Raw genomic sequence first — 26770 nt, forward strand, 5'->3', positions numbered from 1 at the left:
CGTGATTAAGTTTTGGGTTTGAGTACCAATAGCATTTCTACCTCAACCTGCGAAGGATCGGGAAAGCTGGCACTAATTCCCACACCTCGAATTGAATTTAGTATAGTCATTCTATTGGGTTGAAGGGCGATCGCCGGAGATGCTAATAGATATCCCATCGCCCAAGAAGTAATTTTTTCAATATCCAAATAGACATAACTATGGTGAGAACTGGGTAGGGATTTGCTAATTTCTTGAAATCGTTGGCTGTGATTCAGGGGATTGGTGGGATTCTGAGTCATGGCTTCCACCACTGGCCCCCCAAAGGCAACAAACATCACATTGGGACTTAACCAGCCATGTCCGAATAGTGTTCCCTGTTTAGGGTCATTCCATTCTGTCACCTCAATTCCAGATAAACTCCGTTGTTCAATATTAATCGGAGGATTGCCCCCGGCAACCAGAGTATTGAGTTTATTTAACATTATTTCTGCGGCGGGGCGATCGCTAGTTTCAATTAACAAAACTCCCCCCAATCCCAAGGACGCTAATACTCCTTTTTCAGAAGCGATCGCAGCCAAGGCAAACTCCCCATCCATCCAGCCAAACACCTCCCTATCCGCATCTAAATTAATTGCTTGCAGTCCCAAACGAATTTGACTAATGATCTTATTCAAATCCCGGTTATTTTCCCCCAAAGTTAAAAACTGTAACCAAATTTGATGCAGATCATGACTATTTACCAGAGCCAGGGTGTCACTGGGGAAACGATCGATCATTTTCCCAAATTCCGGTGGTTGTTGGGATACCTTGCCATTGGGACGTAACTGAGCCATCGCTTTTAAGCGCATCCCATCCCCTTCTACCCCAACTCCAATTACCATAGATTGAATGGGTTTCAGGGAAGATATAGATTGACCGGATAAACTCAAAACTTCTGGCCAAGTGCTACTTAAATCCTGCGTTAACCGATCATAATCGGTAATAAACACCGTCACTAAAGGATTAGCAAGATTTGCACTTTGAAAAAACAGGTCAGATTTTCCCGATAAACTGACCAAGGAAGGAGAACCCATGAAGGTATCGATCGCCCGTTTCACGGTTTCAGGATTAGCCGCAATTACCACCTGATTATTGATCACCGCCACGTTATATTGTTTTCCCGTTTTTTCGGTATAACTCGATAGAGTCACCCCTCGATATTGACTCTGTTGAGATTTAACCTCCGATGAGGTGTTTAATTTTTGGGCAAATTGCCAAGCTTTCCATTTATTTTTAATTCCCACAACCATTAATAACTGGGCATCTGTTGCGGGTTTAATTCCATCAGTAGGAAGTAAAGCCACCATCACCCCACCGATCCAAGGTTGAATATCCCGATTAAAATTAATCGTCGCCCCAGCTAAACTCTGTTGTTGAAAAATTTTTATTCCCCGACTCACTAATGCTTGAGCTTCCGGTGTGCCAAAATTTTGTAATTCTGATAAAACTTGAGGCGTTGCTGACACATAAGTTGCCATAATTGCTTCATCAGGCACAAGTTTGCCACTTTCTAAGGGACTATAGGCTTTGTGCCGCTCAGTTGTTAAGTAAAAGGCGGCGGCGACACTCCCACATACAGTTAGGGCTGCCACGGCCAAAAGCAGCTTAGATTTTTTTCGGGTCAGCATGATGATTTTTAATCGGGGGGTGATCACCAAAGGTTTCGGACAATTCCCTCTATGTTAGCTTGTTACCCTATCGGGGGAATGGCTAAAGATTTGTTAAACTCTAAAGACAAAGGTGCGAGCATTCAGCCATTAATAATGAAAGTAGCAGTTACAGGAGCAACAGGTTTTGTCGGTAGTCGTTTAGTAGAGCGACTCCAACAGTCAGGACATTCGGTATTAGTTCTCACCCGGCATCCAGAGCGGGCAAAACGGGTATTTCCCAGTTATGTCTATTCCCAGTTAGAAATTATTGGTTACACTCCCACCATATCCGGTACTTGGCAACAGGTGATTTCGGGATGTGATGGGGTGGTAAATTTAGCCGGGGCGGGAATTGCCGACGAAAGATGGACACCGCAACGCAAACAGGAAATTTTAGAAAGTCGCTCTACGGCTACCCAAAAATTAGTCGAAGCGATCGCACAAGCTAATTCTAAACCTAGTGTCCTGGTTAGTGCTTCGGCGATTGGCTATTACGGAACCAGCGAAACCGCCCTATTTGATGAACATAGTCCCTCTGGACAGGATTTTTTAGCCAATGTCTGTCTAGCTTGGGAAACCTCAGCCCAACAGGTTAAGGAAACCGGAACTCGTTTAGTTATTTTAAGATTGGGGATTGTTTTAGCCATGGGGGGAGCTTTGGGAAAAATGCTAACTCCCTTTAGAATGTTTGCCGGGGGGCCATTGGGTTCGGGAGAACAGTGGTTTTCTTGGATTCATCGAGAGGATTTAGTTAATTTAATCCTATTAAGTTTAACCAATTCTCAAATCGAAGGGGTACTAAATGCCACGGCTCCCAACCCCGTTAGAATGGGGCAATTGTGTCATGCTTTAGGGGAAGTTCTCAATCGTCCGTCTTGGCTTCCGGTTCCTGATTTTGCCCTGGAAATATTATTAGGAGATGCCGCCCAAGTCATTCTCGAAGGTCAACAAGTCCTACCTAAACGTACCCTATCCTACAATTTTAATTATCAATATCCGACGGTTAAACCTGCCCTAGAAGATATTTTATCTTCTTCATAAATTGGGTATTTTTAAACACGGATTTAAGAGAATTTCACGAATTTTAATCGGCGTTAATCTGCGTAGTCCTCTTAAATCCGTAATAGGTAAGTACCTAAACAAAATTAATTACACATCCTCTACCCTCTACCCTGTTCCCTCCCCCCCCCTAGCCCCCCGTGCACGGGGGGTTTGGGGGGGCTGTTACCTCTATCAACTAGGTAATTTATTTTGTGCAACTACTTAATGGGTTCGGATGACATGATGAATTAACTCCCTAACAAATTCGAGGTAACTGTTCTCCACTCAACATATCAATAATCCGTTTTGCTCCTATTCTACTTTGCATAGTAACCAAAGGATTTGAAGTTTGTTTCACAAAACCAATTAAACTAGATTCGGGTATTTTTGCCTGTAAAATTGATAAGGTTTTTTCAATATCCTTCTCAGGAACAAACACCGCAAACCGTCCTTCATTAGCAACATAAACGGGATCAAATCCCAATATTTCACACGCACCTCTAACTTCTTCTAATACCTTAATAGCCGTTTCTTGAATTTCAATTTCTACTTTAGCAGCAGTAGCAATTTCATTTAACGTACTCGCTAAACCGCCCCGGGTTAAATCGCGTAAACAGTGAATTTCTATTCCCGCCTCTAATAACTCTAAAACCACATCGGCTACAGGCGCGGAATCACTTTCTATAGTCGTTTCAAATTCTAATCCTTCTCGCACCGCCATAATAGCAATCCCATGTCGCCCCAAATCCCCATTAATAATAACAGCATCCCCAGCTTTAACAGATAGGGAATTAATAGTTAAATTATGTTTAATAATTCCGATACCCGATGTATTAATAAAAATCCCATCTCCCTTACCCTTATCAACAACCTTAGTATCTCCCGTGACAATTTTAACCTGAGCTTTTTCGGCAGCAATTTTCATGGATATAATAATTTCCCATAAGGTTTGAATTGGTAAACCTTCTTCTAAAATAAAACCTACACTTAAATATAAAGGACGAGCGCCCGCCATTGCCAAATCATTAACGGTTCCATAAATTGCCATTGAACCAATATCTCCCCCTGGAAAAAATAGGGGATTCACCACATAGGAATCCGTTGTAAATGCTATTTTATTTCCCTGTAATTGTAGAGTAGCTGCATCATGTTCAACTTGATTAGAACTCCCAAAAGTAGGTAAAAACATTTTGTCAATTAATTGCCGCATTAGTTTACCACCTCCCCCATGAGCGAGTAAAATATGAGGGTATTGTTGAATCGGAATCGGACAAGTTAAACTAAAATCTGGATTAGAGGTCATAGAGAGGTTATTCATAGAATTATTATTAATTCTATAATGAAATTTACGGAACTTCAAAAAATCATGAAAAGTTATTATAATTTCTCTCAAAACTCAACTACTGGTACAACATTTATTACCGTCGGTGCAACGACTGGGGCCGGAATTTATAGCACAATTGGTGGCGTTGGATTGGTGGGAAGTTTTGGGGGAATTGGGTTAGGAATAATGCCATTAATGGGTGTGGGGGCGGTGGCGGGTGCTGCAACTTATGGAGCATTTAGAGCTATTAATCAAGGGGATGCTATTGCTTGGGGTGCAGTAGGATTAGGGGCAATTTCCGGGGTAGGAATTTCTTCAGTTGTGGGAGGAATGGGGTTAGGTTTTGCGGGAACAGGCGTCGGAATTGGTATGGGAACATTAGGGGTTTTTGGCGGAATTGTTGGCTTAGGATTATATGGAATTGCCCAATTAATTGATGCTGGCGGAAGCCCAGAAACAGCATTTCAAGCCTTTGACCGGATGGAAGAACGGATTTTAGATCAGGAATTTTATACCGCCGCGTTATTAGAAGTATTGGAACTTATTCCTGAATTTCAAGAAGAAAAATTAAACCAAAAATTCAATGATTTAGAATTAGACGAGGAATTAAAAAATCTTAAACAAAATATTCAAGATCCCCAGAAATCATCTGCTCAAAAAAATACAGAAAAACCTAATATTGAAAATCACAATCTTGTTATTCGTCCCCATTCACCAGATTTATTATGGACAGAAACACAACGTTTAGCCGGACATCAAGATTCAATTCATGCGGTGGCTTTTAGTCCTGATGGTCAAACTTTGATCAGTGCTAGTGATGATCGCAATATTCACATTTGGGACGTTAATACAATTAAGAAAAAATATACTTGGTTTATGCCCTATGAGATGTATTCCGTTGCCATTAGTCCTAATTCAGAAATAGTTGCCACGGGGAGTGTTAATGGTCGAATTACCCTCTGGAATTTTCAGACTCGACAACTGAATCGAACTTTATTGGATCTGAATTTTCCTGAAAAAAATATGGGAATTATTACGTCCCTTGTATTTAGTCCCGACAATCAAATTTTAATTAGTGGAAGTAGCGATAAAACCGTTAGACTTTGGTATTTTAAAACCGGACAATCTAAACGAATTTTGAACGGACATACTGATGGAGTTTGGTCTGTAGCTATCTGTTCTCAGAGTCAATTTGTAGCCAGTGGTAGTGCTGATCAAACCATTAGAATTTGGGATCTTAAAACCTATCAAAATCCTATGGTTTTAACCGGACATTCTAACTGGGTGACTTCGGTTTTATTCAGTCCTGATAATCAAATTTTAATCAGTGCAAGTGCTGACAATACAATTAAAGTCTGGGATTGGAAAAATCAGCAATTAATTCGGACATTAACCGGACATTCCGCCGCTATTTTTTCAATAGCTTTGAGTCCAAATAGCCAAATTTTGGCGAGTGGAAGTGTGGATAAAACGGTTAAATTATGGAATTGGAAAACCGGAGAATTATTGCAAACGCTCTCCGGTTGTTCTCCCGTTGCCTTTAGTCCCGATGGTCAACGATTAGTTAGTGGAAGTCAAAAGGGTATTTTACAACTCTGGTATCAACAATTAGGTATACCAGAATTAATCGAATTTGAACGTTATCAAAATTGGTGGCAAGTATTAGGAGTACATCCCCAGGCAACACTTAATCAAGTTAAACAAGCCTATTATCAATTAGCAAAAAAATATCATCCTGATCATAACATTAAATCAGAAGCGATCGCAGTTATGCAAAGAATTAATCACGCCTATGAGACTTTTTTAAATGAATGGAGTCAAACGTGATTTTCGAGGAGAAATTGTTACTGTTGCAGTCAGGAATACAAAAGGAATGTCTGTTTCTCTTGCAATTGAAAGTTTACCAGCATTTCGCCCACCTGCAAAATTTGGTGGAACTGGAAAAGACCCTATATGGCAAATTGATGACAGAATTAGGTATTTTATTCTATCAAATCCAGTTAATTTTAATCAATATTAAGCCTTTTCTAAAGGCGCCATTGTTAAGCCTTCTCGACTTAATTGTTGATGATATAATTCCGCTTGTTCTTGGGGGCCAACCCATACCGTAGCTTGACCTTCATAATGGACTTGATTTGTTAATTCCCAGGCGCTATCGGCGGTCATCCCAGGAATATATTTCATCAAACAATTAGAAACGTGTTCAAAGGTATTAAAATCATCGTTCAAGACAATGACTTTATAATTAGGATAGGTTTGATTAACAGTTTGACGAGAGCGAGTTGGTGCAATAGTGGGTGAACTTGCCATGCCGCGAATAGATGCTAAAATTCCCATATTCATATCAATAACCCCAATTTCAAACACAATACAAATTAAACAATAATTTTTTATCCTCTCAACCCAAACCTGAATGATTGAGGTTTTTGGAAGTGATTTAGAATCATTATACCTTAAAATGAGTATTGTGGTTGTCAATTGGTTAGAAATGATTTTAAGGACTGGTGATGATCCAGATGCAGTTGCTAATTGAGAAAATGATACAATGACTTATTATATTGCTACTGTTCATAAAGATACTGACAGTGATTATGGAGTGCAGTTTTATGATTTTCCGGGTTGTATTACTGCGGAAGAAACTATAGAAGCCACACAAATTATAGCTCAAGAAGCCTTAATAGGTCATATTAATTTAATGGTTGCTGATAGAGATGAAATTCCAGTTCCCAGTTCCCTAGAAACAATTTTAAGCGATAGTGATCATCAAGATGCGATCGCATTTTTAGTGATTCATATTCCTGATAAAACTTTCAATAGAATTAACACTTCGACTAACAAACAACAACAACCCTTAAAGTTTGCCAAAAGCTCCCCAAATTAAACCGGAAACCATCCCCCAAATACTGCCAATTCCAGCCGATACAATAATTGAACCAATTAATAAAGAAGTTGTGCCTGTTGTTGCAGAAGTATCTAAAAAATTAGCAAAACTTGTTGCGGCTAAAACTCCTAAACCTGCTCCAGAAATTGCCCCTAAAAAATTACCCCAAATTGCCCCAATAAAAGCTCCCCTTCGTCCATATAAATTTAGGGATAAAGGCAAACTGGGAGCGCCTCCAACAGTTCCAAATAACCCTCCGGCTAAACTTCCACCAATAGTTCCCACACCCGCCGCCACAATCGCCGTTGCCATTATTCTTAGGGCAATTTCCGAAGAATTTGAGGTAGAATTAATATTAGAATTAGTTTGTTCAAATTGTTGCCAACCTACGGCTAAAATCCCTAAACAAATTCCCCCTAAAGTTCCTAAATATGACCCCCAAACTCCCCCAACAAATGCCCCACGTCTTCCCCATAATCGTCCAATATGAGGTAAGGATAAAGGAGGTTTAAATAAATGCCAAACCGCACCCCAAACCATGCCCATTAAAGCCCCCCACATTAAGGTTTGACCAATTAGGGGTTCGGTGTTCCATACTCCTAAAATTAATCCGGCAATTACCGCCGCCACAAAAATCCCTGACCAGCCCCCCACAATTAACGCCAATACTCGGTTTAATCCCCCCGGTGGAGGGAGATACACACTAATTACTATCCCTATAAATGCCCCCCACATTGCCCCCACCATTAACCCGCCAATAATTGCTTCTTTTCCTTGCACAAAAGCAACAATTAGGGCAATAATTGCTGATAAAACTGACGTTCCCCACAACCCGCCTAAGACAACTCCTTCAAATATATTACCTAATAAATTTTGGAGATAAAAATTAGGAGCTTGGGGCAAAACTAAGGTTTTTTTAGCTGTTGGTTGAGCAAAAATAGAACGGTTTGGCGGAGTGAATAAAGGACGATTATTAACCGGAACAGGTTTATTATTTAAAACTCTTTTTCGTTTGCGTTTGAGGGGTTGTAAATTCTGTTTTTGTTTAACTGCTAAACGGGAAGGAAATGGGTCGCGCCCACCTAATTTTTCTGTGCGATCACACCAAGGACAATGGCTTAAATGATTACCATAACGATGTTCTGATTGTTGATTACAGGTAATTAAATTCGCTTCAGCTTCTTTTAATACTATTAACCAAGTTTTCGCATCGGGTCTAAGTTGGGGATTATTATATGCAGTTTCAAAACATTGAATAAATAATTGTTGCAATTTTGGATACAAGATTTCAAAAGGAGGAGCATAGGGCATGGGTTGATAGGGAACCTGTTTTGTGCCATAGACAAAATGACCCGCCCGCACCCTAGACTCAATGGCTGGAGGGTCGCCACTGCCTTGATAAACGCCGGAAAAGGGGTGAGTCCCTTCCATCAATAACAGAAAAATTAATACCGCCAGTCCAAACCGATCCTGTTCGGGGGTACGGTTTAAGTCCCGAAAGGCTTGTCCCTGGAGTTCTGGGGGGGTAAATTCGGCTTTTCCCACGGGACAGCGATAAATTAACCCGGTATCGGGATCTCTAACTTGAAAGGAGTCGGTATCAACCAGAGTAACTAAGGCGGTATCACTAACTAAAATATTAGATTCATTAACATCACCAATAATATATCCACTACTATGTAAATCGGCAATAGAAGCGACTAAATTACGCGCGGTACGATGGAGATATAAATAGTTAAATAAAGGCTTTTGTTCCCGGCGACTTTTAGGGGTATAAAAAATATGAATTGGGGTAGCTTTATGCACCCGGGGCATTAAATAACCGACAATTTGGCGCTTATTATCGGTGGTATGCAGCAGGTCAACGGGCCAAGCGATCGCCGTCATTTCCGGGGAAACCATCGCCGTTGCTGGGGGATAGTTATACATGACGGTGAGTTTCTCGGCGTCTTCGTCGTTGGGTTTATGGTAGATTTTGGCAACTAAATTCGGATCTTCTAATATGCCATAGATGCGTCCTTCCCCCCCACTCCCTAGAGGGGTGTGGGTATCGAGAGTGATGGTTTGTCCGTTGAATTGGCGTTGCAGCCGCATAGCAAATTAGGGGGTTGAACCGTTGCACCTGTGAAATCGTAATTTAAGCATAGCGTGTCAGGGAAGGGTTATCCTTTCTCGACACGCCAAAAAGTAGGGTGCGTAAGCGATCTTCGCACGCACCAATTTTATAAAAAAGTGATCGCCCCATCTCCACCCACCAATTTTATAAAAGCGATCGCGCTATCTCCACCCACCAATTTATAAAAAGCGATCGCCCCATCTCCACCCACCAATTTTATAAAAGCGATCGCCTCAAATTTTAATAATTACAATTCTCTGTTTTTTCTTTGTAAATTGGGTTTTGGTGCGTGCGTAGGACTTACGCACCCTACGGTTTTGTAATTGGGGGTTTTGAGAATTATCGAAAAAAACGAGATAAGCTGTTCAGCATCTAAATTGGTCATGCAGAAATCTTGAATCTTATGCAGTGCGAGCGTCCTCGCTCGCTGGAATATACAGTTTAAATGCACAACAGCTTAATCCCATAATAATAACCGCAATTAACATCGGTAAACTACTAATAAAAAAAGCAGGAGAAGCCAGAAAAGAAAAGTCAGTATGAGATTTAGGACTCTCTTTTTGAGTGGATAAAACACTGGCAGTAATACCACTCATACTTAAAGCTGTACCAACAACAGCAATGGTTAAATTAAGATTGCGATCAGTTTTTGTCTGTTCAATATTAATAATTCCTTCTATAGTTTTAATCGCATTTTCCAAGAGATCAAATCCACTATTTAAACTTCTTAAATCCGATTTAATTTGTTCTAAATACTTTTCTTCAACATAATCACTAAAAAACTTTAAAAATGTGATTGTTGCTTCTGAATTAGAGTTAAATTTTAATTTAGAAATAGTTTTAACTCGTTTTTGATAATTGATTAAATTAGTTTTAATCGTAGATTGTTGCTCCTCTAAACTACCTAATTGATTAGAATAAATCGATAACACTTTTAATGTATCTGCTAACTCTATTTGTAACTGGTTCAAATTCGATCGCGGTTGATCAACTTGTTGGGGAAGATTGTTAACCGTAGTCTGAATAATAGGATAGGTTTTTTTAAGTTCGGATTTCAGTTTACGACTTTGCCAACAGGAAAGTTTCGTATTCCGGGAAAAAAAGTATTAATTAAAGATTCTGGTTATCCTAAAATCGTAGTGATGGATGTTACGGAAACAACTATTGAAAGACCGAAAAAAAACAGAAAAAATGTTACTCAGGAAAGAAAAAAAATCACACGCTCAAAATTCAGTTAGTAATTGATCAAGAAACTAAACAGATTATTTGTACAGATTTTGGACAAGGACATTGCCACGACTTCAGCTTATTCAAAAAAAGTAAAATTCATTTTCACCCCGAAACTGATAGCTTACAAGATAGTGGATATCAAGGGATTAAGGATTATCATTTTAATAGCTATGTCCCCAAAAAGAAACCCCAAAATGGCAATCTTTCGGTCTTAGAAAAGGACTATAATCTAGCTTTAGCTCATCAACGAATTGTGATTGAACACGTTAATCGGAGTCTGAAAATTTTCATAATCTTATCGAGTCGTTATCGGAATCGTCGCCGCCGTTATGGTCTTCGTTGTAATTTGTTGTCAGCCATTTATAATTATGAGTTGACACTAAGGTCTGAAAGTAAAAGTTTGCTATTATGGCATAGATTTTTTTTGCAAGAGGTCTATTTATTATAAACTGTGGGTTGGTGCGTGCGCGGAGCTTACGCATCCTACTAATAGCTGCGATCGGATTGGGTGGGGAAGAGTTGGGCTCTGGGGTCATGCGTCAAAGCTGTAGCAGGTCTGTAAAGATGATTGTAACCAACTCAGGGTAACTCGATAGTATAATCATCTAAATATAGTAGTGACAATAACTTTACAAGAATATGGATGTAGAAATTCAACAATTCCCTATTATTCTGGGACAAGGAGGGGAAATTACCATTCCCCAGTTATTACAAGATTCTCTCAATGTTAATCAGGGAGATATGCTGGTATTACTTCAGATAGGTAATCTGATTTTGCTTGCTCCAAAACAACCTCAAGTTCCCCAACTAATCGATCAGATTGTCTCTATTATGGAAAATGAAAATGTAGATTTAACTGATTTATTAGCGGGTTTAGAAACAGAGCGAGAGGCGATTTGGCTGGAGAAACAGGTTTGATGCGTAGGATATTTGCTGACTCTAGCGTGTTAATTGCCGGATGTGGATCGCGAACTGGAGCTAGTCGTGCTGTGCTGACAATGGCTGAGATTGGTCTTTTCAAGTTGGTTGTATCCCAGCAAGTTTTGGAGGAATGCGATCGCAACTTACGCAAAAAGTTACCTGCGTCTTTGCCAATTTTTACACAATTGCTGGCTAATATTAACCCTGAATTTCAACCCGATCCATCACTAGAAGAATCATTGCGCTGGGCCGATATTATTGAAGCTAAAGATACCCCGATTTTAGCGGCGGCTGTTCTGGCAAATGTTGACCGCCTGTTGAGTTTAAATACTAAAGATTTTACTGCTGAAGTTGCTGCACAAAGCGGGTTAATGATTCAAACTCCAGCACAATTTGTTAGAGAAATCCGAGAAATTGTGGAAGAAGGTTTGTCGTGAAAGTGATTTGATAATGATGAGAAAGAAAAAGGCGATCACACTTAGTTTTGTTCGTAAGGGCGATCGCGCTTTTGAGTAATTCAGTCTAGCCTCCCGAATTTTTCTTCTCGCTCCCTTGCTTCCTGTTCCTTCCTTTTTTTTTCTTCTGCTTTCTCAATTGGTTCTAGTTTTAACCTTAAAGACTCTATATGATTGAGCCAAGAACCTATGCGAAAGCAAGAGATACTACGCTGGGAATGATTTATCCCATAAAAGTATACTGAAAAAACATTGGTGCCAAGAGATCCTAGATTGATGCTGACATCAGATCCTGTCCTTCCATTATTATGGAGTCTCACATAATGCTTAATCTCAACAGTGTCATCCTTGTAATTCCACCTATATATTCTTCCGTTATCATCCTCTTCTTCTTCTTCTTCTTCTTTACCAAAACGTCTAGCAAAACTGCGACTGATATTATAAACTTCATACAATAGCGATACTTGCCATCCAACTTTTTCATCAAATGTTTCAATTTGTTGCCAGTCGTATTTATTTATTGACATTGTAATATTTTGAGATTTCTTATGTATTTTGTACGTGAATAGTTAGGAATAAACATCGCTGTTCAAAATTATATTTACTCCTAAAACTATAGAAATCTATTTCATCAAGAGATTAGGCAGTTTTTGTCCTATATCCTCGATAACATAATCAGAAAAACTCGAAGCAAAATGCCTACCTCCACTCTTCATTTGGTAGCCAGATTACCTAGATTGGTTGTTATACCAATAATGAACATGGTTATCATCTGGATCTGATTCACTGGCAGGTGCTACAAGAAAGCCTATTACAAGACCTGATGATGTATCAACGTTAAACTTAACTTGATATCCAGGCAATTCAGAGTAAGTATTCCAATTTTTTGGCCAAACTCGATCTTTTGCCATAAAACACCTCCTAATTTTTTTTCATGCTAGACCGATCGTACCGTCTATGTAAAGCGAAAAAAGTTGGAAAAAGTTGGATCTTCCTAGAATTGCGATCGACAACTGGTATACAAAGCAAAAAAGTTGGAAAAAGTTGGGAAAAGTTGGTTATAGTAACTACAGTTATCTCACCATCCCACCTATGGACAGTCCTCAAATATTGCAATTTGTCGATGAAACTGTCTACACCAAGACAGGCAAACATCTAAATGACTTGCAGCGAAGGATTATCGGAGGAATACTGAATCGTCAAAAGTATGCTGACGTTGCAGAAACTTATGGCTATAGTGCCAAACACATTAAGAAAGCTAGTCACGAACTTTTACAAATGTTATCTGATATTTTTGGCGAACAAGTTAAGAAAAGTAATCTTGAATCTGTTTTAGAACGGCAAATAAATCAAAACATAAATCTTGGTGATTATAATACTTTTCAAAACAATAAAATTAGCTATACTAACAATTGTTCAAATCCTTCTACTCATTCTACTCCTACCCCAGAGAAAAGTCAGCCCGAAACTCCTGATTTTCATCGCAATAATCAAGCTGATTTTGAAAAAATTGGTAAATTACGGCAATTTGGTTTGAGCGACGAGCAAATTGCAGAGATACTAGAGATACCTTTAGAGGTGGTTAAGCAGGTGAACTTCGAGGAGTAAGTCTGCCCTATCTCCGAACTTTACTGGAGCGATCGCTCTTATTTTTTTTGTTATAATCTAATTCTAACTGATTTATTAGTCGATTTCTAAGCTATGAACACAAAACTCATTGAATCTTTAGTACAAATCATCCAGGCACTTTCAGAAGAGGAGCAATTGCTAATAAAAGCAAAATTATTTAGCAACATCTCCTATCCTTTACCTCTGGAAATAACGCAGTAAAATAACATGATTAATGTTATCCAGTTTCTCAATAATTTGATTAATTCCGAGAATTTGTTGTAATTTTCTCAAATTAGGGATCATGTTTTGTCGCCAGTCAGGGAATAAACGATCTTTATTACGCATGAGGCTCCAGAAACCGGTTTTTTTAGAGCATCTGTTGGTCAAAACGAAGTATTTTGGTAAAAAAACCCGGTTTCTTTAATTGGGTGCGTAAGTCCTGAATATCAGACTATTTCAAATTCAGAAAATTGTTTAAGGCTGTTACTAATTTTGGCGGCCACCTTCTAACGGTTTTTACCCAATTAATATTTTTATATCGAGCATCCAGTCCCACTACAGCTACCCAATTACTTTCGGCTTCTCCTGGTTTTCCAATATCCCATAAACAGGCTGTTAGGGCGGCACGCATATCGGCAAAATTAGGATATTTACGCACTAGATTGTTCATGGTTTTTAGGGCTAATTCAGTTTCTCCTAATTGATATAATGTTAAGGCATAATTCCCCCGCGCAAAGGAATAATTTTTATCTAAATCACTGGCGGTCTGATAATCTAAAAGGGCTGCTGACCATTTTTCCAATCCCGCTTCCGCATTGCCTCGATTATTATAAGCCACAGGATCATTAGGGTTAATTGCTAATACCTGATTATAGTCGGCGATCGCTTTTTCCCACTCTCCTAAACCTTCATAAGCCACCCCTCGGTTTAAATAGGAATCAGGAAAATTAGGAGCTAATTCTATAGATTGATTATAGTCAGAAATCGCCGGATTTAGTTGATTTTGACTAACTCTAACATTGCCTCGGTTACTCCACATCGCCGGATTTTCAGGATATTGATCAATAATTTCAGTCCAGTAGGTTTCTGCTTGGGAAAATTGACCCTTTTGAGTAGCAGTAAATGCTTGTTCAAGTAAGGTATCCAGATCAGAAGATAGGGATTGATTTTCAGCCCCTAGGGGGGTTATATTTCCCCAAGTAAAAATCAGGATACTGAAAAATAGAACTATAATTCGGTGAAACCAACGCATTTTAGGTATTAATCAGAACAGGGAATAGGGAATTACGAATTAGGATGGCTATAGTTTAAATCCTTAACAACTTATTCATCCAAATCAATTCTCCCTTGAACTCCTTGAATAATTCGAGATAATTCATTCTTTTCATTAACAGAAATTCGGCTAGGAGAACCACTAATAATCCGTTCATAATCACGGAAAGAATCCGTAATTACCGGGCCATTCTCACTAATAGTATATTCTCTAATCCCTTTATCATGCCAGGAACCCCGCATTTTGAACACATTCAACGCCCGACACATTTCCCCACGAATTTCCACATATTGCAGCATCAAAATGGTATCGGTAATCGTTGAAATATGGGAATCCGTAATAGAATTAGACCCCATAAATTGATCGGTTGTATTGGTGAAAAATCCCGTAATTTCCTCTTGTTTAGCATAACCAGTCACCCCAATCACAAATTGACGGAAGGCGTTATTACTCACCCCTCGCGCTAAAGCTGATAAGGAATCAATCGCAATTCGATCAGGTTTAAAGTCGGAAATTTCCGATTTAATAATTTGCAAATGATCTTCTAAACCAGTAGATTCAGGATAACTACATAAAATTTTCAGTAAACCTTTGCTTTCCATTTCTTCAAAATCAATTCCCCAGGAACTCGCATTTCTAAATAATTGAGATCGGGATTCTTCATAGGCAAATAACAGAGCTCGTTGACCATTTCTACAGGCATTTTCCAGAAAAATACTAACTAATAAAGTTTTACCTGTTCCCGTGGCTCCGGTCGCCAGAATAATCGAATCTTTGAAGAAACCACCCCCACACATTTTGTCCAGGGTTGTATTCCCAGAAGAAACCCTAACATTAGACGAGCGTTGGGTAAGTCGCATCGCACCCAAGGGAAAAATACTAATTCCATCATTAGTAATCGTAAACGGATATTCCCCTTTCATGTGGGTTGTTCCCCGTAATTTCAGAATTTCCGCCGTGCGCCGACGTCGTTCTCCTTCTAAAGCATTTCTCAAAATTACGACATTATCGGAGACAAATTCTTCCACCCCAAACCGAGCCACGGGGCCATATTCAGCCTCTCGTTCCGTTGTCATAATCGTAGTGGCTCCCACCTGTTTCAGTCGCGCCACCAGTCGAAAAATCTCCCGTCTCACCACTCCAGCACCATCATATTGTTGGAAGACAGCCGTTACTGAATCAATTGATACTCGTCTAGCTTTATATTTACGAATAGCATATTGAATCCGTTCAATTAATGCAGATAGGTCAAAATTTCCGACTATATCCTGTCCTTCTGGGTCGGGAGAAGCATCTAAGATAAATAGTTTCCCTTCATCAATTAATTTTTGCAGATCCCATCCAAAACTAGAAGCGTTTTTAATAATATCTGTGGGTGATTCTTCAAAGGTAATAAAAATCCCTGGTTCATCAAAATAGACAATTCCGTTGTAGAGAAAGTGAACTGCAAATAAGGTTTTTCCGGTACCTGACGTTCCGCTAACTAGAGTAGCTCTAGCAATAGGCATTCCCCCATGACTAATATCATCAAATCCCTCTATCATGGTGCGGATTTTTTGCACCCCGGTTAGTTTGCGTTCATTACTTTCGATATCCTGAGAACTTTCAGTCATAAATTTTAAATTTTAAAAAACGTAGCTGATAATAATGCTACATTTACCACAAAATCTGGAACATTGACACTCCCCCGCCAAGCCAACCTACAAAGGCGGGAGATGGGGTGATCAAATTGAGAAACTATTGTATAGGGGTAAATACCGGAACTTGAGGGATTTTCTTTCGTGCATTGGTTGATACGCCTTGGTTGAGAGAACATCTTGACTTATGTATTTGTTAACAAACGTTAGCAAAAAAGTATCGGCTAGTTTCATTCATCCATTAGTTCTTCGTAAAGAAGATCAAGCCCAATTAAGACTTTTTCGCGATCGGACAGATCCCCAATAATTTTCCGCACCGGGGGAGGTAAAATTTTGGAGAGGGTAGGGGTTGCCAAAATTTTGTCTTCCTCCGCCAGTTGAGGATTTTTAAGCACATCAATCACTTTTAAGGCATAAACCCCTTGAAATTCCTGTTCTAAGATGTCTTTCAGGGTTTTTAACGCCCTGACTGAATTAGGCGTATTTCCAGCCACATAGAGTTTAAGGACATAAGTTTTTTGGAGAGGGCTCATAGATTTTTAGGGGTTAATAAGTAACATCCACTTAGTCTGCTAGGGTGAGAATCTCCACACCTGTTTCTGTAACCGCAACGGTATGTTCAAATTGGGCGGAGAGTTTTTGATCCTTGGTGATAGCCGTCCAACCATCTTCTAGGACTTTGGCTTCCCAAGTCCCTTCATTAATCATGGGTTCGATGGTAAAGACCATCCCCGGACGTAGACGTTTTCCTTTTCCCCGTTTTCCATAGTGGGGAATTTGGGGGGCGGTATGAAATACCGTATTCACCCCATGACCGACAAAATCCCGGACGACGGAAAAGCCCTGGGCTTCGGCATATTCTTGAATAGCTGCCCCAATATCCCCCACCCGTCCATCGGGTTTAACGGCTTCAATTCCTCGCCTTAAACATTCTTCTGTGACTTCGACTAATTTTTGGGCAATGGCCGAAGGCGTCCCCACAAAAAAGGTGCGAGACACATCACCATAATAGCCGTCTAGGATGGGGGTAACATCGACATTGATAATATCCCCGTCTTTGAGAATCTGTTTGGCGTTGGGGATACCATGACAGATGACTTCATTAACGCTGGTACAGATTGATTTGGGGAATCCATGATAGCCCAATGGGGCACTGCGAGCGCCATGTTCCTGTGTCCAGCTTTCGGCTTCATCGTTGAGTTCTAGGGTGCTCACCCCAGGTTTAATCATCGGTTCGAGATAATTTAACAGTTGCACCGCCAGACGTCCGGCTTGGCGCATTTTTTCGATTTCTCGACTGGATAAAAGAACAATTGTTTCACTGCCCATTTGTTTGTTAAAAATCTGGATGTGTCTCGCAGGTTATCAGCGTTTCTACTACGATATCATAAAAATAACCACAAATACTAATCAACGTGGAAATGATAAATAATTTCACCGTTTGATTTTTGTTCAAATTTGCCATTTAACTCTTGAGATTTTTTATCTAAAAATAATTTAGCTTCGAGTCGGGATAAATGGGTATATTGAGCTAATTTTTGGATACTAATTTCCCCTCCTTGAACTTTAACTAAATGCCAAAAGATAGAACTAATCCGTCGAGAACGAGCTTGATTTTTTTGACGGCGTTCTTGATACCATTCCCATGCGACCCATCCCCCAATTCCCAAGGAAGGTAAACCTAAAATTAATCCCCCTAAAATAATACTGAGTCTACCATCAGCAGTTGAATTAGGATTAATTAATTCCGTGGCGATCGCTAATAAACAACCCATTCCCACCGGAACTAATAAACTCGCTGTGATTACCTTCAGGAACTGCATCGTTTTTCCTCCCCACCGAGAGAGCGTGGAACACCATTAAAGCCGTATTAGCGGGGGGAGCACCGGGAGCAGGGGGAGCAAACTATTGCTTATTGCTTATTGCTTATTGCTTATTGCCTATTGCCTATTGCCTGTTGCCTGTTCCCTGTTCCCTTTTGTGTGTCTCCTAATCCGTATTGCGTATTGCTTCAATTAACCGGGAATAGTAGAAGCTAGTCCCGATCATAGTTTGTCGTTGAATCGAAAAACCATTGTCACTAAAAATTTTAACAATATTCGCTTCTTTATGTTGGTAAGCACGAGTAGTTTTACTCGGCCCTGGGAATAATTCCCCAACTTTTTTGAGTATAGTTAATGCTAAGGTTTTAGGAGCAAAACTCAAAATTACCCGTGATTCGGCTAGGGCACACAGATGAGAAATCATCTCAGGAATTTGATCTTGGGGATAATGAATCAAAACATCCAAACAAATCACCGTATGATAGCGACCTTGTAGGGTTTCTAAATCCTGGGCTGTGAAGCTGAGTTTCTGGATCACGTTCAGGCGGTCTTTTGCCCGATAATAGGCTTCAGCAACCATTTTTTCGGAAATATCACTACCGTAGACGATGGCTCCAGCCTCTGCTAAGGGAATACTCAAACTACCCACACCACATCCCGCGTCACAGATGCTTAAACCCGGCAGGTTACCATCGGCTTTTAACCACTCCAAGACCTGATCGACGGTTTGTTGATGTCCTTGACGGATATCAAGTTGCACCTTATTCACTTGACCGTCACCGTAGATGCGTCTCCACCGATCAAATCCTGTGCTATTAAAATAATCCCGAACTACGGTTTTCTCGTCTGCTACACTCATGGGTTTGTTTGAAATTAATTCCGTCCAAACCTTCATTGTAAGGTATACGGGAGCAGAGGGGGCAGTGGGATCAGGAGAGGCAGACTCTTTCTATTACCCATTACCCAAAACCCATTACCCATTACCCAAAGGATTAGTGTGCCGTTTATTGAACGCGGACGTCGATGACTGTACCGTTGAAGTTGTAGTTTTTGCCGTCAAGTTCAACGGTAGTACCCACTTTGATTTTGATATTGCCTAAAACTGGGCCTGTCTCGGTGATTTGACCTTTTCCTTCTAAGGTTAAAAGCAAATTATTATTAAATAGATTATCGGCGGTGGGGTCAGGTAGGGCTTTTAATGTGCCATCCGGTTGAGTCACGGGGATAATTCTGGGTAAAAAATTGACTTTATTCAAAGTAACTTGACCATAGGGTTGATTCCGAATAATTAAGTTAGTTTTTTCTCCGGTTTTAAATAATTCTTTGGCGTTACTGCTTTTGAGTCCTACCACCAAAACATCTATGGTCACGGGGCGGGTTGTCACACCGACTTGAGCCACTGAACCCGATGTGCCTGGATAAAAGAAAATCCCAAACAGCACCAGTAAAATTACTAAAGCTGCACCGAAATCGAGAATGCTAATCCTACCAAAGAGACGACCTTGAGAATCTAAAATTTTCATAGAACAAATGCACAATAAGTTTTACAAAGGATTGAACCTTGTCGATTGACACCAAACCTGTATTAGAGGGAAAAATTCAAGGAAACAGCGACAAACAGAACAACCCACGGTCAAGTTATAGCAGGGAACACCGGAACACCGGAACAGCCCCCCCCCAAACCCCAGGGCTGTTTCAAAGTCAGGTGAAAAAGAGTAAAGAAAGAGCGATCGCCACCTGATAAAATGGAGAGCGATCACCATTTTTTTCTAAAATAAAGATGCTAACAAGTTTAATAGAAAATTTAAAAGAAGTCAAGGATTTCCGAAAAAATCAGGGAAAAAGGTATAGTTTATGGGAAGTGCTATTAGTAGTAGTTTTAGGGGTGATGTCAGGGCATCAAGGATATCGAGAGATGGAATATTTTGTCAAAGCCAACGAAGTTATCCTGAAAAGAACATTCAATATCTATAGCCAAGGAATGCCATCTTATTCAACAATAAGGAGGGTGATGAGAGGAGTAGACGAGAAGGATTTAAGCAAAATAGTAAAAGAATGGTCAAGAGAGAATTCTCCTAAATTAAAGGGAATAGAGGGATTAGCAATAGATGGAAAAAGTTTAAGAAGTACGGTAAAAGACCCAGGCAATCAGCAGCAAAACATGGTAATAATGGTATCTCTATTTAGTCAAGAAACCGGATTAGTATTAGCGACGGAAAAGTTCGAGAGTAAAACCGGTTCAGAACAAGCTGTAGCCCAAGGGATAATAGAAGAATGTGGTCTAAAAGGAAAGTTAATAACTGCGGATGCGTTACATTGTAATGTCACCACAGTCCGAAAGATTATCGAGAGTGAAAACGATTATTTAATCGCGGTTAAAAAGAATCAAATCAAACTGTATAATCAAATTGAAAAAATTACAAAAACGACGAAAGCTGAAAGTATAGATACTCAAAAAGAGAGGGGTCATGGACGAGAAATAACTCGTCGGGTATCAGTGTTTAAAAATTCGATAAAAATTGAAAGCCCTTGGGAACATATTCAAAGTATAATTCAGGTAGAAAGGTGGGGATACAGAGGAAAAAAGCCTTATAGAGAAACGGTTTATTATATAAGTAGTATCTGGGAAAAGGCGGATTTTTTTTCCAAAAAAATTAAAGGGCATTGGGGGATTGAGAATCAAGTTCATTGGGTAAAAGATGTGTTATTTAAAGAGGATAGTATGAAAATTCATCAAGTACAAGCCGCGACTAATTGGGCACTGCTCAACACCCTAGGATTGAATATTTTCAGAGGTTTAGGATTTTTGTCAATAACAGAGGGAAGAAGGTGGTTAGGAAATCATTGGGAGAAATTAGTGGCTATCTCTTAATCCGAAGGTTAAAAATGAAAAAATAGAGCAATTAATTTAGGAAAAATAGATAAAAATCGGGAATGTAAGTCTTACTCCATAGGGAATAAGAATATTTATGCTGCTTAGATAATACCTCCTATAATTAATATTAATATAGCAATTATATGAAATATTAATTATTCGGAAAATAGCTATCATGTTTGAGAATTATGACCCAAAAGTAGGCTATAATTTTCAAACATGAAACAGCCCTGCCCCAAACCCCCCGTGCCCGGCAGGGCTAGGGGGGGAGGGAACACCGGGGGAAAACACTTTACCGTCTGGGTTCCAAGATCCGTCTGGTGTCTTAACTGCCTTGGCGGTTGCTATACCATCAAAAATTTTAAATTTAAAGGCGATTAAGAAGCCAAAATAGAGGTAAAGATTCTCGTTTAATCTCCAAAGATAACATCAATCTGGATTTTGTCTTCTACAATACCTCTGGCCCCTAGCACCCGAAATCTCAACCCCAAAAATCGCCTACAAGGTTGCCAGAGTTAGAGTAAACGGCAAAATTAGGTAAGACATCCACTAAAAATACCAATATGCTGGTAGTAGGAAAGGGTGTTACCCCCCAGGTATTCCAACCCTTTTCTTTGATCATTAGCCCAGTTTACCCAAAACCGAGTCCCAAACCTGATTCCACTCAGTACCAACCCCAATCAGCCTTCTATGTTTATTCCCTCAGTCTATCAAGCGATTAACCGCTATCCCCTCACCACAACACCGGAAACCCCTGTATCCGAGGTGATTTTGTTGATGAGTCGTACCCATTCTAGTTGTATTTTTGTGATTGAAGCGGATGATAGTGTCAATCAAAAGCCAACGATTATCGGAATTTTTACAGAACAAGATATTATTCAGCTTAATTCTATTGGAGATCCATTGCGAGGATTTCCAATTTCTCAAATTATGATTCGGTCATTTCTCACGGTGAAAGAATCGGAGGTTGATGATATATTTACCCTGATGGGAATATTAGAAAAACATCAAATTCAACAGCTTCCAGTTGTTGATGATCAAGGAAAATTAGTCGGGGTCATTAGTCCTAAAATTATTCTAAAACTCTCTTTAAGAGATTCAGAAGCTAGAAAAATAGCTAGATATTTACCCTCTGTTTCTGAAGAAATTTCTACAGAATTATCTGATAACTCGGATTTGGTGTTACCTGAATATCATCCCAGTTGCCAACAACTTCTGGATCATCTTTTTATTCCCGATCATTTAATTAAACTGAATCAACTTGCTCCTATTGCCGCTGCTAAAATTGTGCCGACATCGGGGGAGACAACTCTACGAGAATTAACGGAATTAATGTTTAACTATGGTGTGGATGAAATTGTAATTACAGAAACCTCTCCTTCTAATTCTAAGTTAACAGGGGATCAGATTTATATAACACAATCTCAATATAAATGGGTGGGTGTTGTGACTTCCCATGACATTATTTCCATGCAGGCATTGGGCTTGGATCTAAAAACTGTAAAAGCAATTACGATTTGTAATACTCCGCCTTTGGTTTTGCGATCGCAGGTTTCCCTCAAAACGGCATTAAACTTAATGAGAAAATATTATTATCAACTGCCCATAATTTTAGTGGATGATCATAATAATCCCGTCACCCTCATCTCCCCTAAAAACCTATTGTTGCAAGTTCTCCAACCCAAATCAATGCACAATACCCTATTAAGTTGGCAGCATCAATTTCAGCAGGTATTAAAAGCAACTCCATCTTCTCCTGAGTCCTTGCCTTTACCCTCAAATCATCCAGTTACGAAACCTTTAAAATCAAACCTAGAAGGAATTTATCATTGGAACTTAAAAACGAATAAAATTTTATATTCTTCCCAATGGAAAGCCATGTTAGGATATCAAGATCATGAGATTAAAAATACCCGAGAAGAATGGTTAAGTCGGATTCATCCTCAAGATTTGAAACTGGTTAAAGTCGCTCTAAAAGATTATTTTTCCAAGAAAAATAGTGAATATATTATAGAATATCGTATCCGGTGTAAAGACGGTCAATATAAATCTGTACGCAGTCAAGGTCAGGGGTTTTGGAGTGAACAAGGGGAACCTTTGCACTTGATTGGGACTCAAATTGATCTAGCATCTGATCACTTAGAAAAAACTCCATCCTTGAATGGTAATTATCCCATTGATGATCCGATTCAGCAATTAAAATCTATTGTGTTTAAAACCGATAGTCAAGGAAATTTTATATTTTTAAATCCCGCCTGGACGCAGTTAACGGGATTAACCATAGAAAATAGCTTAGGGACATCATTTGTAAATTATATTTATTCTCAAGATCGGACAAAAGTTAGCCAATGGTTTGAATGCTTAATGTTAGGTCGTCCCAAAACGGAACAACTTGATGTCCGAATGTTAGTGTTTAATCTTAAAGAGAAGGAAGGGGGCGAAAAGTCTTCTCAACCTGCAACTCGCCAGGTTTTAATTTCAGGTCAATTAATTTTAGATAAACACAAGCATATTTTGGGAGTTTTAGGAACATTAAATGATATTGCGGAACAGTTTAAAGAGTTAAATGATCTCAGAGAAAGAGAAAGACTAATCCATCAATTCTACGAAATTACTGTTAGTAATAACACGGATTTTAAAACTCGAATTAGTGCGATCTTGAGTTTGGGTTGTCATCGGTTTGGTATGGATATTGGTCTACTGGGAAAAGTTTTTGCCGACCGATATGAAGTGATTTCTTCCTATCTTGCTGATGATTTTCCTTTTGGATTTGCCAAGGGCGATACCTTAGCCATTGAACAAACCTTTGAATGGGAATCCTTAAAAACAGAGGATGTTGTTTGTTTAGAATCAATTAAACAATCACCTTGGAAAGACCATCCTGCCTATCAAACCCGACGTTTAGAAGCCTATATTGGTATTCGGGTGATGGTGGGGGGAAGGGTCTATGGAACTTTGAGTTTTATGAGTCGCAATTCCCGCGCCCCATTTCAAGAATTGGATTTAGAAATTATGGAATTAATGGCAAATTATATTGGCAATGAAATTGCTAGGGATCATTCTCAAGAAATTCTCCAACAACAAAATCAACATTTATTATTACTCAAAGAAATTACCCATAAGGTTCGTTCTAAATTAGATACGCAAGAGATTTTTCAAACTACTGCTACGCAAATTGGTAGAATTTTTGGGGTAAATCGTTGTTCAATTTATACCTATCGATCTGACCCTTATGCCCATTTATCTTGTGTGGCAGAATATCTGGAATCCGGTTATGATTCTACCTTGAATTTTGAAATTTCTGTAAGTTATAATCCCTATATTAAAAAACTCTTAGCTGAAGATCAAGCGATCGCTTCGGTGGATGTTTTTACCGAACCTTTATTAGAATCCTCTACCCCGATATGTCGGCGCATGGGGTTAAAATCAATGTTAGCGGTTCGGACTTCCTATCAAGGAGATGCTAACGGTATTATGATGCTGCATCAATGCGATAAAATGCGGCAATGGATACCCGAAGAAATTGAATTTTTAGAAGATGTTGCCAATCAAGTTGGTTTAACCTTAGCCCAGGCTAAACTATTAGAAGCAGAGGTTAAAAATCGTCAACAATTAGCTGAACAAAATAAAGATTTAGAAGAAGCTAGATTAGCCGCAGAAGTGGCGAGTCGGGCGAAAAGTGAATTTCTTGCCACTATGAGTCACGAAATCCGTACTCCGATGAATGCAGTAATTGGGATGACGGGGTTACTATTAGATATGAATTTAACCCCGGAACAATTAGATTTTGTCGAAACCATTCGCACCAGTGGCGATGCTTTATTAACGATTATTAATGATATTTTAGACTTTTCTAAGATTGAATCAGGTAAATTAGACTTAGAAACTAATCCGTTTAAACTGCGAGATTGTTTAGAAGAATCCCTAGATTTACTTTCAGGAAAAGCCGCAGAAAAAGGTCTGGAAATTGCCTATTTAATTGAACCTTCTACCCCTCAAATTATTTTGGGCGATGTGACCCGACTCCGCCAAGTTTTAGTGAATTTACTGAGTAATGCGGTGAAGTTTACCGCCCAAGGAGAGGTGGTAGTTTCGGTGAAAGCTTCGGAGGTAACTAATCTTCCAATTAACCTTAATACTGCCCCAACAATAGCCCATAAAATTTATGATATTCAGTTTGCGGTTAAGGATACCGGAATTGGGATTCCTGCCGATCGCATGGATCGTTTATTTAAAGCCTTTTCTCAGGTCGATGCTTCCACTTCTCGTCAGTATGGAGGCACGGGTTTAGGATTAGCAATTAGTCAACGTTTATGTGAAATGATGGGGGGACAAATGTGGGTGGTGAGTCGATCTCAATCCAATTCTTATACTGACAATCAATCTTTTATTTCGACAATAACTGGCAATCCTCCCGATGATTTTGTTAAGGAATTTGAGTTAGATGCAGGTTCAACTTTTTACTTTACTATTCGAGTGGAAGCAATTACAAAAATTGAAGCCAATGAACTTTCCGGTTTCCTGGTGGGTAAGAGATTATTAATTGTGGAAAATCATGGAATTAATCAAACGGTTTTAATCCGACAAGCTAAATCTTGGGGCATGATTCCTATTTCAGTTAAAACCGGACATGAAGCCTTAAATGTGTTAAAAAATAATCCTGATTTTGATTTGATTATTTTAGGCATGAATTTGGCTGATGTTGATGGGATTAATTTAGCTAAACGGATTCGAGATTGGGAACGAAGTCGTGCAGAAATATTCCCCGAACAGAAACCAATTAATATTACCTTCTTTAATTATGTGGTGAATACCGATTTGGCTAAACAGGTAGAACACAGTAATATTAATTGTGCCGGATTTATTAATAAACCTCTGAAACAATCACAGTTTTATAATACTTTGCTTCAAATTTTGGGTGAGTCTATAGAAAGTGCTATTCAAGAACCTGGGAAATCTTTAGGAGGATCAAATACGTTATCTGTTACCCCTTCTAGTAATTTAAAAATTTTGCTGGCAGAAGATCATGTTGTTAACCAAAAAGTGGCAATTCAAATGTTACAACGATTGGGATATCGTGCGGATATTGCTGGGAATGGATTGGAGGTTTTAGACGCTTTAAATCGACAATATTATGATGTGATTTTGATGGATGTTCAAATGCCCTTAATGGATGGTTTAGAAACCACCCGTCGCATTTGTGAAGAATATGCCAATCGTCCTAATAAACCTTGGATTATTGCGATGACGGCTAATGCTATGCAAGGCGATCGAGAAATGTGTTTAGCCGCTGGCATGAATGATTATATTACTAAACCTGTTCGTCGGGAAGAACTCGCCAAAGCCCTATCCCAATGTAAACCAATTCAGAATGGAAATGGTTATAAATCTTTGGAAAATTTATCGGATTTTGGCAGTAACGGACATTCTAATTCATCTTCTGAATCTCCGGCTAATTCTAATGGTAATGTGCCAGAATCTTCGGCGATTGATCAACAAGTATTAGAAAGTTTAAGGGAATATGATGATGAAGATGATCCCTTTTTCAATAGCTTAATTCAGGATTATTTAGCCGATACTCCTCAAAAAATTGCCCAAATTAAAACGGCAATCAACACTCAAGATATCCAAGGGTTAAAAGAAGCTTCCCATACCCTAAAATCTAGTAGTGCTCAATTGGGTGCTCTTAATTTTTCGGGGTTATGCAAGGAGTTGGAATATATGGGACGGGCAGGAATGGCCGCAGAAGATGGCACAAATCTGGAATGTTTTACATCGGGAAAAGCAGCTACCGGGTTATCTAAAATGGAAACGGAATGGTTAAGAGTCAAAGCCACTTTAGAACTGGAATTATCTAAGGAAACCCTGAATATACACAATTAATAATTGTTGATTTTTACTCCCTGAGTATTG

25 protein-coding genes and 1 pseudogene are annotated in these 26770 nt (G+C 39.2%); 11 read left to right on the forward strand and 15 right to left on the reverse strand.

The window, feature by feature from the left end; genetic code table 11:
* Positions 1 to 5 precede the first annotated feature (5 nt).
* Positions 6 to 1649, reverse strand: a complete 1644-nt coding sequence (locus NMG86_RS03080; protein WP_043938871.1) for a DUF3352 domain-containing protein — start codon at positions 1647 to 1649, stop codon at positions 6 to 8.
* Positions 1650 to 1784: 135 nt separating this feature from the next.
* Here NMG86_RS03080 and thyD point away from each other — a divergent pair, with 135 nt between their 5' ends.
* Positions 1785 to 2711 carry a thylakoid membrane protein ThyD gene (thyD, locus tag NMG86_RS03085; protein ID WP_026788617.1) on the forward strand — a complete coding sequence of 309 codons (927 nt, stop codon included), beginning with the start codon at positions 1785 to 1787 and terminating at the stop codon, positions 2709 to 2711.
* Between the two features lie 256 nt (positions 2712 to 2967).
* On the opposite strand, the gene hypE is transcribed toward thyD, so the two are convergent.
* A complete protein-coding gene (hypE, locus tag NMG86_RS03090; protein WP_026796985.1) occupies positions 2968 to 4014 on the reverse strand; it encodes a hydrogenase expression/formation protein HypE in 1047 nt (348 codons plus the stop codon).
* A 63-nt stretch (positions 4015 to 4077) separates the two neighbouring features.
* Between hypE and NMG86_RS03095 the strand changes: the two genes are divergently transcribed.
* Together NMG86_RS03095 and NMG86_RS03100 are read left to right on the forward strand one after the other, a co-directional pair.
* On the forward strand, positions 4078 to 5862 hold the full coding sequence (locus NMG86_RS03095) for a DnaJ domain-containing protein (RefSeq protein ID WP_043939416.1): 1785 nt from the start codon (positions 4078 to 4080) through the stop codon (positions 5860 to 5862).
* On the forward strand, positions 5843 to 6055 hold the full coding sequence (locus NMG86_RS03100; protein ID WP_043938869.1) for a hypothetical protein: 213 nt from the start codon (positions 5843 to 5845) through the stop codon (positions 6053 to 6055). Before NMG86_RS03095 ends, NMG86_RS03100 begins: the two co-directional genes overlap by 20 nt.
* Here NMG86_RS03100 and clpS read toward each other — a convergent pair.
* Complete coding sequence (gene clpS, locus NMG86_RS03105; protein ID WP_026788621.1) at positions 6052 to 6345, reverse strand: ATP-dependent Clp protease adapter ClpS; 294 nt, start codon at positions 6343 to 6345, stop codon at positions 6052 to 6054. The two genes, NMG86_RS03100 and clpS, sit on opposite strands and share 4 nt — an antisense overlap.
* A gap of 235 nt (positions 6346 to 6580) precedes the next feature.
* On the opposite strand from clpS, the gene NMG86_RS03110 reads away from it, so the two are divergent.
* On the forward strand, positions 6581 to 6916 hold the full coding sequence (locus NMG86_RS03110) for a type II toxin-antitoxin system HicB family antitoxin (RefSeq protein ID WP_081694435.1): 336 nt from the start codon (positions 6581 to 6583) through the stop codon (positions 6914 to 6916).
* On the opposite strand, the gene NMG86_RS03115 is transcribed toward NMG86_RS03110, so the two are convergent.
* Together NMG86_RS03115 and NMG86_RS03120 are read right to left on the reverse strand one after the other, a co-directional pair.
* The gene (locus NMG86_RS03115) at positions 6887 to 9010 is read right to left on the reverse strand and encodes a DNA-binding protein (RefSeq protein ID WP_026788622.1); all 2124 of its coding nucleotides are present in this window, start codon (positions 9008 to 9010) and stop codon (positions 6887 to 6889) included. The two genes, NMG86_RS03110 and NMG86_RS03115, sit on opposite strands and share 30 nt — an antisense overlap.
* Positions 9011 to 9433: 423 nt before the next feature.
* Complete coding sequence (locus NMG86_RS03120) at positions 9434 to 10003, reverse strand: hypothetical protein (protein ID WP_026788623.1); 570 nt, start codon at positions 10001 to 10003, stop codon at positions 9434 to 9436.
* 96 nt (positions 10004 to 10099) lie between these two features.
* Between NMG86_RS03120 and NMG86_RS03125 the strand changes: the two are divergent.
* The 3 genes and pseudogenes from NMG86_RS03125 to NMG86_RS03135 all read left to right on the forward strand — a co-directional run.
* Positions 10100 to 10710: pseudogene (locus tag NMG86_RS03125) on the forward strand (transposase family protein); the annotation flags it as partial.
* 191 nt (positions 10711 to 10901) lie between these two features.
* Positions 10902 to 11180, forward strand: a complete 279-nt coding sequence (locus tag NMG86_RS03130) for a hypothetical protein (protein ID WP_199918608.1) — start codon at positions 10902 to 10904, stop codon at positions 11178 to 11180.
* A complete protein-coding gene (locus tag NMG86_RS03135) occupies positions 11180 to 11620 on the forward strand; it encodes a PIN domain-containing protein (protein WP_026788625.1) in 441 nt (146 codons plus the stop codon). Before NMG86_RS03130 ends, NMG86_RS03135 begins: the two co-directional genes overlap by 1 nt.
* Positions 11621 to 11700: 80 nt before the next feature.
* Here NMG86_RS03135 and NMG86_RS03140 read toward each other — a convergent pair whose 3' ends face one another.
* Positions 11701 to 12165 carry a hypothetical protein gene (locus tag NMG86_RS03140; RefSeq protein ID WP_026796987.1) on the reverse strand — a complete coding sequence of 155 codons (465 nt, stop codon included), beginning with the start codon at positions 12163 to 12165 and terminating at the stop codon, positions 11701 to 11703.
* Between the two features lie 201 nt (positions 12166 to 12366).
* Entirely contained in the window at positions 12367 to 12549 is a 183-nt protein-coding gene (locus NMG86_RS03145) for a hypothetical protein (protein ID WP_026788627.1), read from the reverse strand.
* Between the two features lie 181 nt (positions 12550 to 12730).
* On the opposite strand from NMG86_RS03145, the gene NMG86_RS03150 reads away from it, so the two are divergent.
* The gene (locus NMG86_RS03150; protein ID WP_026796988.1) at positions 12731 to 13246 is read left to right on the forward strand and encodes a helix-turn-helix domain-containing protein; all 516 of its coding nucleotides are present in this window, start codon (positions 12731 to 12733) and stop codon (positions 13244 to 13246) included.
* Between the two features lie 198 nt (positions 13247 to 13444).
* Here NMG86_RS03150 and NMG86_RS03155 read toward each other — a convergent pair whose 3' ends face one another.
* From NMG86_RS03155 to NMG86_RS03190, 8 genes are all read right to left on the reverse strand, one after another.
* Entirely contained in the window at positions 13445 to 13594 is a 150-nt protein-coding gene (locus NMG86_RS03155) for a hypothetical protein (protein WP_162144795.1), read from the reverse strand.
* A gap of 106 nt (positions 13595 to 13700) precedes the next feature.
* Positions 13701 to 14501, reverse strand: coding sequence for a tetratricopeptide repeat protein (locus tag NMG86_RS03160; protein ID WP_043938867.1), 801 nt, complete (start codon positions 14499 to 14501; stop codon positions 13701 to 13703).
* 71 nt (positions 14502 to 14572) lie between these two features.
* Positions 14573 to 16135 (reverse strand): circadian clock protein KaiC, encoded by a 1563-nt coding sequence (gene kaiC, locus NMG86_RS03165; RefSeq protein WP_026788630.1) that lies wholly within the window; start codon positions 16133 to 16135, stop codon positions 14573 to 14575.
* Between the two features lie 254 nt (positions 16136 to 16389).
* Positions 16390 to 16692 carry a circadian clock protein KaiB gene (kaiB, locus tag NMG86_RS03170; protein ID WP_026788631.1) on the reverse strand — a complete coding sequence of 101 codons (303 nt, stop codon included), beginning with the start codon at positions 16690 to 16692 and terminating at the stop codon, positions 16390 to 16392.
* 31 nt (positions 16693 to 16723) lie between these two features.
* On the reverse strand, positions 16724 to 17488 hold the full coding sequence (gene map / locus NMG86_RS03175; RefSeq protein WP_026796990.1) for a type I methionyl aminopeptidase: 765 nt from the start codon (positions 17486 to 17488) through the stop codon (positions 16724 to 16726).
* A gap of 77 nt (positions 17489 to 17565) precedes the next feature.
* Entirely contained in the window at positions 17566 to 17982 is a 417-nt protein-coding gene (locus NMG86_RS03180; RefSeq protein WP_026794831.1) for a hypothetical protein, read from the reverse strand.
* 166 nt (positions 17983 to 18148) lie between these two features.
* Complete coding sequence (bchM, locus tag NMG86_RS03185; RefSeq protein WP_026788634.1) at positions 18149 to 18841, reverse strand: magnesium protoporphyrin IX methyltransferase; 693 nt, start codon at positions 18839 to 18841, stop codon at positions 18149 to 18151.
* A gap of 145 nt (positions 18842 to 18986) precedes the next feature.
* Positions 18987 to 19505, reverse strand: coding sequence for a DUF4330 domain-containing protein (locus NMG86_RS03190; RefSeq protein ID WP_026788635.1), 519 nt, complete (start codon positions 19503 to 19505; stop codon positions 18987 to 18989).
* Positions 19506 to 19543: 38 nt separating this feature from the next.
* On the opposite strand from NMG86_RS03190, the gene NMG86_RS03195 reads away from it, so the two are divergent.
* The 3 genes from NMG86_RS03195 (at position 19544) to NMG86_RS03205 (ending at position 26740) form a co-directional block, all read left to right on the forward strand.
* On the forward strand, positions 19544 to 19723 hold the full coding sequence (locus NMG86_RS03195; RefSeq protein WP_144018191.1) for a hypothetical protein: 180 nt from the start codon (positions 19544 to 19546) through the stop codon (positions 19721 to 19723).
* Between the two features lie 39 nt (positions 19724 to 19762).
* On the forward strand, positions 19763 to 20854 hold the full coding sequence (locus tag NMG86_RS03200; protein WP_026795269.1) for an ISAs1-like element ISPlr1 family transposase: 1092 nt from the start codon (positions 19763 to 19765) through the stop codon (positions 20852 to 20854).
* Between the two features lie 693 nt (positions 20855 to 21547).
* Positions 21548 to 26740 carry a response regulator gene (locus NMG86_RS03205; RefSeq protein WP_026796992.1) on the forward strand — a complete coding sequence of 1731 codons (5193 nt, stop codon included), beginning with the start codon at positions 21548 to 21550 and terminating at the stop codon, positions 26738 to 26740.
* The last annotated feature ends 30 nt before the right edge of the window (positions 26741 to 26770 follow it).

Origin of the sequence: Planktothrix rubescens CCAP 1459/22 (assembly GCA_904830895.1) — a bacterium.
Classification (GTDB): domain Bacteria; phylum Cyanobacteriota; class Cyanobacteriia; order Cyanobacteriales; family Microcoleaceae; genus Planktothrix; species Planktothrix agardhii.